Source organism: Staphylococcus simiae (genome assembly GCF_002902085.1).
Classification (GTDB): domain Bacteria; phylum Bacillota; class Bacilli; order Staphylococcales; family Staphylococcaceae; genus Staphylococcus; species Staphylococcus simiae.
In genome coordinates this window covers 1-7,058 of the sequence record NZ_PPQR01000122.1, presented here as the reverse complement: position 1 = coordinate 7,058, position 7,058 = coordinate 1, and the positions used below count along the sequence as shown (strand labels likewise).

The 7,058-nt window shown below is 28.7% G+C and carries 12 protein-coding genes; 9 read left to right on the top strand and 3 right to left on the bottom strand.

The features are described from left to right. Window positions 1-68 precede the first annotated feature (68 nt). The gene (locus CD113_RS11565; RefSeq protein ID WP_002463931.1) at window positions 69-560 is read left to right on the top strand and encodes a GNAT family N-acetyltransferase; all 492 of its coding nucleotides are present in this window, start codon (window positions 69-71) and stop codon (window positions 558-560) included. Between the two features lie 379 nt (window positions 561-939). Next, window positions 940-1,557, top strand: a complete 618-nt coding sequence (locus tag CD113_RS11560; RefSeq protein ID WP_002463930.1) for a LysE/ArgO family amino acid transporter — start codon at window positions 940-942, stop codon at window positions 1,555-1,557. 160 nt (window positions 1,558-1,717) lie between these two features. Here CD113_RS11560 and CD113_RS11555 read toward each other — a convergent pair whose 3' ends face one another. Further along, window positions 1,718-2,305, bottom strand: coding sequence for a histidine phosphatase family protein (locus CD113_RS11555; RefSeq protein WP_002463929.1), 588 nt, complete (start codon window positions 2,303-2,305; stop codon window positions 1,718-1,720). 225 nt (window positions 2,306-2,530) lie between these two features. Between CD113_RS11555 and CD113_RS11550 the strand changes: the two genes are divergently transcribed. Next, window positions 2,531-2,767 carry a hypothetical protein gene (locus CD113_RS11550; protein ID WP_002463928.1) on the top strand — a complete coding sequence of 79 codons (237 nt, stop codon included), beginning with the start codon at window positions 2,531-2,533 and terminating at the stop codon, window positions 2,765-2,767. Here CD113_RS11550 and CD113_RS11545 read toward each other — a convergent pair. Then, a complete protein-coding gene (locus CD113_RS11545) occupies window positions 2,764-2,967 on the bottom strand; it encodes a sterile alpha motif-like domain-containing protein (RefSeq protein WP_002463927.1) in 204 nt (67 codons plus the stop codon). The genes CD113_RS11550 and CD113_RS11545 overlap by 4 nt on opposite strands. Window positions 2,968-3,377: 410 nt before the next feature. On the opposite strand from CD113_RS11545, the gene tsaA reads away from it, so the two are divergent. The 6 genes from tsaA to CD113_RS11515 all read left to right on the top strand — a co-directional run bounded on the left by tsaA (window position 3,378) and on the right by CD113_RS11515 (window position 5,862). Next, the gene (gene tsaA, locus CD113_RS12890; RefSeq protein ID WP_002463926.1) at window positions 3,378-3,638 is read left to right on the top strand and encodes a type II toxin-antitoxin system antitoxin TsaA; all 261 of its coding nucleotides are present in this window, start codon (window positions 3,378-3,380) and stop codon (window positions 3,636-3,638) included. A 25-nt stretch (window positions 3,639-3,663) separates the two neighbouring features. After that, window positions 3,664-3,852 carry a type II toxin-antitoxin system toxin TsaT gene (gene tsaT, locus CD113_RS11535; protein ID WP_002463925.1) on the top strand — a complete coding sequence of 63 codons (189 nt, stop codon included), beginning with the start codon at window positions 3,664-3,666 and terminating at the stop codon, window positions 3,850-3,852. 83 nt (window positions 3,853-3,935) lie between these two features. Continuing rightward, on the top strand, window positions 3,936-4,514 hold the full coding sequence (lnsA, locus tag CD113_RS11530) for a lipoprotein N-acylation protein LnsA (RefSeq protein WP_002463924.1): 579 nt from the start codon (window positions 3,936-3,938) through the stop codon (window positions 4,512-4,514). 78 nt (window positions 4,515-4,592) lie between these two features. Beyond that, window positions 4,593-4,877 carry a hypothetical protein gene (locus CD113_RS11525; protein ID WP_002463923.1) on the top strand — a complete coding sequence of 95 codons (285 nt, stop codon included), beginning with the start codon at window positions 4,593-4,595 and terminating at the stop codon, window positions 4,875-4,877. A gap of 66 nt (window positions 4,878-4,943) precedes the next feature. After that, a complete protein-coding gene (locus CD113_RS11520; RefSeq protein ID WP_002463922.1) occupies window positions 4,944-5,168 on the top strand; it encodes a hypothetical protein in 225 nt (74 codons plus the stop codon). 466 nt (window positions 5,169-5,634) lie between these two features. Continuing rightward, on the top strand, window positions 5,635-5,862 hold the full coding sequence (locus CD113_RS11515; protein ID WP_002463921.1) for a hypothetical protein: 228 nt from the start codon (window positions 5,635-5,637) through the stop codon (window positions 5,860-5,862). Between the two features lie 787 nt (window positions 5,863-6,649). Here CD113_RS11515 and CD113_RS11510 read toward each other — a convergent pair. Next, window positions 6,650-6,850 carry a cold-shock protein gene (locus CD113_RS11510; protein WP_002461971.1) on the bottom strand — a complete coding sequence of 67 codons (201 nt, stop codon included), beginning with the start codon at window positions 6,848-6,850 and terminating at the stop codon, window positions 6,650-6,652. Between the last annotated feature and the right edge of the window lie 208 nt (window positions 6,851-7,058).

Here is a 7,058-nt window from a genome sequence, read left to right as displayed (position 1 = left end):
CATTTTAATATGTATTTAAGATAAATTTAGCTTGCATATTTTACCATTAGACATTAGGGAGGTTAGTAATGAATACAATTAAAACTTTAACTACTGATGATTACCAAGATTATAGAAATCTAATCACATCAGTCAAGGAAGAATTCACTCAAGATTCACAATATAGCCAAACTATGACTGAAAGCTTAATGAAAGACATACTATCTAAACCTTCATCAAGTTGCAATGTTTTTGGGTATTTCGACAATAATGCATTAATTGGTACTGCTACTTTAGAGCAAGTTCAAATTGTAGGCAAAGAACATAAATCCATCATTAAATTTAATTTTATTCAAGAAAATGATAAGGATATCAATAGTAAATTGATTAAGCATATTATTCAATATGCCCGTGAAATGGGTTATGAATCAGTATTAGCATCTATCGTTTCTAATAATATCAGTGCTAAAGTATTTTACAGCTCTTTAGGCTTTGATAATTTAGGTTTTGAAAAGAATGCGATTAAGATTAATGATGACTATTTTGATGAGCACTGGTTAATCTTCGATTTATTAAAATAACATATCATCATACGTTGAACTGCCATCTTAAATGTTGTTGTGCAGTTTTTTTATGTCAAAAATAGCATTTTATTACAGATCAATATCACTTTGAAATGATGTTTTAGATTGTTGCTCACTCCAGTTTAAACAATTACAGCTAGGTCGATTTTTATTCTTCAATAGCTTATACCTAATGCAAATGTCTCGGTTCAATATCACTTTATACTTTCAATGTTTTTCTATTCACATTCGATCAGTCATGAAAAATAATTCTGTATGCATGATTTATGAATTACAAAAGTAACAATACCTCTTTCAATTCCTTATATGTCATGTATAATAAATGATTATATTTAAAATCAGAATTTTCACAATTTGAAAAACAAAAGGAGTCTATATGCTAACTGCAATCATTCACGGACTATTACTAGCTATTGGCTTAATATTACCTTTAGGTGCTCAGAATGTTTTTATTTTTAATCAAGGTGCCAATCAATCTAAATTACGTTATGCCTTTCCTGCTATCATTACTGCAGGTTTGTCTGATAGTTTATTAATTATCATCGCCGTTATCGGAGTATCTCTAATTTTAATGTCGTTACCTATCTTACAAGCTGTAATTTACATTATAGGTTTAATATTCTTATGTTATATGGCTTGGACACTTTGGTTTGAAAAGCCACACAGCAATCAAGACAACCAATCATTGTCAGCCATCAAACAAATTAGTTTCGCTTTATCTGTATCATTGTTGAATCCCCATGCTATCATGGATACTATTGGCGTCATTGGAACTAGTGCAGCCGCATACGAAGGTAATGATAAGATAGCTTTTACACTTGCTTGTATTGCTGTATCATGGTTGTGGTTTATATTACTTGCCTTATTAGGAAAGTTTATCGGAACTTTTGATAAAAGTGGCAAGTTATTAATTGTTGTCAATAGAGTGTCTAGTATTATTATTGTCATTGTTGCTTTAATGATTGTTCAAAAATTAATATATTTAGTCATTTAGGATTGATACTAGTTATTTAATGAAGTATTTTAGATACTATAATAAATCGGATTGATAGAGAATTTTTTAGTTATTTTCTATTAGTCTGATTATTTTATTTTGAATATGAAAAAAGCGAGTCGATTTGAGATTATGTCTACTCAAAACGACTCGTTTGTTGTTATACTACTGGGTCAATTAATTCTATAAATTTAAAGCTTTTGTTAGTATCATCATATTCGAATTTTAATATATTACAGTTGCCTATATTATATTTTACTGCTTGTTCAATAGTTAAATACTGTCTTAAAAATAGCGCTATTGCTGTACCATGACTGACGACTAATGCATTTTCTGACGTGTTTGTCATAATATCTTTCATAGTAGCAACTAATCTCGTTGCAACTTGCGCTTTAGCTTCGCCACCAAATGGTACCATGCGATCACCAAATAAATCTTCTGGTTGAACTATATTGTCGAAAAGATGAACGGTCTCACCTTCGAACATACCAAAATGCCATTCTTTAAGTCCTTTTAAGCGCACGTATTCTGTTCCAGGAACTACATTTTCCAAAGTATCACTTGCTCGTTCTTGTGTAGATGAATAGAAACTATCGAAAGTTATCCCCAAATTATCAAAATATTGCTTAGCCTTCTTAGCCTGGCTAATTCCTAGTTCAGTTAATGGAGAGTCACCAGCTCCTTGAATAATTCCTTTAAAATTAAATAAAGTTTGACCATGACGCATTAAGTATAATGTTTTAGTCACAATAAGCACCTCTTCAATAAAAAGTTTTGCGTAGTTCAAAATGTATTATCTTTTTATTAAAATGACTACAAAATATATTAAATCATTATTCAAAAGTGATTGATAGTAAAACGCATTCATTTTATATTATACAAATTTCAAAAAATGATGATTATTTTGTTTATCGTCAAAATAATATGGGTAAATATTTATGAATAATATAGAAATCTAAAGGAGTGACTGTTTATGGAGCAACATAATCATTGTAATTATGTGAATCCACAAAATATTTCACTTGAATGGGAATGTTTTATAATTAGCAAAAGTGAAATGTTATTAGATGGTGTCCCTAATGAACTCATTAATACTTGGTTAGATAAAGATATAATCGAACCTTTTTCAATCAAAAATAATGAAGTCAATTTTAAGACCAATGATGTACGCCAAGCATTATATAATCATAATTGGTATTACACTAATTAACTTATCATATATATACTAATAGCTCGATTTGTCATTTCAATTAATTGCTGGTCTTTATAGTTAGAAATCACATATGCTCTTATGACATTATTATTTTGTTCTGTTTTAGGAAATTGCTTATCTTCGCTAATATGATGTGCTAATTTTCCGAAAGGTGTATTGTCATTTTCAAATCCCATGATGAAATTATAGAAAGTCATACGATCTACTCCTTTGTTATTTTTTAATTGTTGTCGAGTACTTCGGACTGCTAAACAATACATTTTTTCTTTAAGTTAAACGAAGTTGTTTAATACTAAATGTTCAGTTTGACAAAGAACATTTAGTATTAATTTTCAAGTCTTGTTATTAATCTTATCAGAAAACTCATATTTGTCTATGTGCAAAATTCAATTTTTGCACATTTTTTGTTTTAAAAAACAATTGTTGCTAATTTATTCATAATTACAGTATTTTAAATGGTTAATGAAAGTGAATTCTAATAATTTATTTTGATAATCGGTTTATCTCAATTAATAGATTTGTCATACTTTTTTATGTATGCTCATTAAAATCATGCTATCATAGTAAATAGACTGTTTAATCTATAAACAACTAGAAGGTGTCAATCATGAAAATATCAAAATTGAGTAGTATTAATTTGATTCTAACTATTATCTTTGCCTTATTTAATGTAGTCATTACTTACAATCAACATTGGGATAACAATCTTTGGTTGCTACCTGGCATTATTATATGCAGTATTGTTTTAATTACTACTTTTATCGTAGCAATGATTGCCAAGGATTTATTAAGTGAGTTACTCTTTTTAATAAACATTGTATTGACACTCTACTATATATATCCAATTTTTTATGACCTTATAAATTAATAGAATTGAAAAGGAGGAACTAGCAATGAGTTTACATTTTATCGCATTATTCTGGTTGTCACTTATATTTTTAGTATGTGGTACAGTTATTCTAATTCTTATGCGTACATCAAAAAAAGAATCTAAAAAAGAATCTTATTTAAGTTTTACTGTTGTCTTTTATATTTTTGGGTTTGCTATATTAATTTATACATTGCTATTCGGCATACTATAACTGTCATTTTTGAGCGAGTCAGAAAGTTTACTAAAACTTTCTTCCCCGCTCTTTTTTATTAATGATTAGTGAGGAGAAGACATTTGAAGATATTAAAATTGTTTATAGTTATATTAATGTTAATATGTAGTTTACCTTTAATTATGAATCAAACTGTAAGGGCCGCTGACAAAAGTATCGATCCTACTCAAGATGATTTCAAATTGCAACCTGGAGACATCATTATTACTAAAGGTCCAGTGTTATATGGTTTCTTTGGGCATAGTAGTATTGCGATAGATAGTAAAAATATTTTACAAATTGAAGGTCCTGGTGATAAACCTTTGACACAGTCTTTTGACTCATTTAAATATATCTATGCTTCTGGGAAAAATGATTGGATGAAAGTTTATCGCTGTACAAAACCTGGAGCAGGTCAAAAAGCTGCAACATGGGTTAAAAATAATTATGAAAATACAAATCATCGTTATTTAGTCACTTTAAATTTGAATAGTAAAAACTTTACATATTGTACAAAAATTATTTATCAAGCCTATAAATTTGGAGTTAGTAAAGATGCTGTCAAAAGTCATGGTTTATACATCATTTCACCTTATGCTATCACAGATAATTTTACTAAGGAATATGAATTAAAATTAGTCAAAAGCTACAATAATAACTAATTTGTGACAAAGGTTTGTTCCATAATCATAATTGGGTATAGCTAGAGTAATTGTATTCTTATTAGGAGGATGTTAATGTTGAATCATTTAACTCAAGAACAAAAATATACTATGGCTAAATTTTATAAATTGTATATGGAACGCTCAAATGAAGGTCAAAGCGAAGCACAGGCTAACTTTTTTGATGATGCTCAAACAGCACACGATCAATTCTTTTGCGACCGAAACTATGATGATTTCGTTCATAATTGTAAAATATTAATCGATCATGGTTATTTAAAAGGTGACGTCAAAAATGATAATATTAACAATATTAAAGTAACAACTAAAACATTCATTGAAATAGAACAAAGTTTTAGTTAAATTATAGTTTCAACACTTAAATTATTAGTCATTTTTTGTAGAAAATGACATCTAGGAGAATCAATGATGGCAGAATGGCATATTAATAACCAATCATCTAAACAACTAGTGATACAACAAAATGAGCAACAAATTTCTATTGTTCAGCCATTATCAAATGGCAGTTATAACATATTAGCTGATATTATGATGGATAATCAACAAGTTTTAATCAATGATAAGTCATTATTTGTATCGGCTGATTTTAAACAATTGGAATTGAACATATTCGATACTAATGATGCAAAATAAAGGTATCAGGTTTTATTTTAGTACCCTATTAAATTTTAAATAATTGAATCGCAACTTATTGTGTTACAAACAATTTCTAAAGTTAATAAATAATTTTCACTAAAATTATAGCACAGCACCATATTTTAAATTATTAATTAAGTAGCAACAACAAATATGATATGTTATTCTATTAGTGTTAGACATTTGTAAGTGTTTAACATTACTTCTTGTTGTCGCCAGTCAGACTTTAATTTTCGTCATTATTAAAGTCTGGTATTGGCGATTTTTTATTTAGTCAATTTTAAATGGTTATTTTAGAAATCAAAACGACACTTTGGAATGATTTTTATTCAATTAGGCACAATTCAACTTACTTTTAAAAAATAACTTAAAATAATATAACAATGATAAGTCGGGCTGCTGTTTCCTTTGAGCTTAGTTAGCTTGACTTATTATTATTTTACATTGAAAGGTTGTGACTATGATGAATAACAATCAATTTACTGAAGTTGAAATTGCAGAAATGACACAATTTCTAAATTCAAAAAATAGACACGTTTGTTGTTATAAACCAAATATTGTCATTAACAAAGCGAAATTTGCAATACCTAATTTTGACCATAACGAAGACAAATTACCAGCATTTGCTGTCACTTGTCATCATTGTGGACAAACAAATTTATATAGTGTTGACGTTTTTAGCAAAGCTTAACCGTAAATCGTTTTATATATTTTTATTACTAATATAGTTTGTCACAGTCAAGCATATAAAAAGGAGTAGGGCTTATATCAATGATTATTGCCATTGAAATAAGCCCTACTCCTTATTTGGCTCAATAATAAAATTGGTTGGGAGTGGGACAGAAATAAATTTTATATAAAATTTATTTCGTAGATGCCCGTCTTGCACATTAATGTAAAATCCACACATGGATTTTTGATGACGGGTCCCTTGCCCAACTATGCCCGTCTTGCACATAAAAGAAAAAATTTTAGTTATAAAATTTTTCTATGACGGGTCCCTGCATTGTCTGAAAAAACTGACTAACCAGTTTTTTTGTGTTGGGTCCCTTCCACCCCGGCAAGACTGACTAGGTTTTCAAAATGGTGATTTATCAACATTTTGAAAACCAGACAGTTACTGCCAAATGCTTAAATTTAAGTGTAAAATACATTTTGTCCCAGGCTCAACCAAATTTTTGAAAAAGAGGCACAATACCCTATCATTTAAGTCACCACAACTTTAGAAAGAGAGGGATTGCGCCTACTTTTAATTCTATTATAAATACATTAAATCATAAAGGGAAACACATTATTTTTTGCCCATCGAGTTATGTTAAGAAACATTATCATTTCACTAATAAATTAATTTTTAAAGGTTCATTGTCAAATTCGATTCAAAATTTATACATCAGTCCAATTTGACAGAGAATCCTTATTTTTGCGTATTATGACTATAAAAAAAGAGCCCTCTAGTGAGAGCTCTGTTGTAATCAAAATTACATTTTAACTACGTTTGCTGCTTGTTCGCCACGGTCGCCTTCAACGATGTCGAATTCAACTTTTTGACCTTCTTCTAATGATTTGTATCCATCTTCAGCGATTGCTGAGAAATGTACGAATACATCGTTACCATCTTCTCTTTCGATGAAACCAAAACCTTTTTCTGCATTAAACCATTTAACTGTACCGTTATTCATATCGAATACCTCCGTCGTGCTTTTGCACTAAATATTTGTAACAAATTCATAAATGAAAAGGAGATATATTCTATAAATAACTCACAATTTTCTTCACGCTCTTTATTACTTAATTACTATTATACACGCTTATTAATAAAAGTAAAGGATTAATTTAATTTCATTAATAATTCATATTATGATATTTAGTTATTTTACATTTTAATGC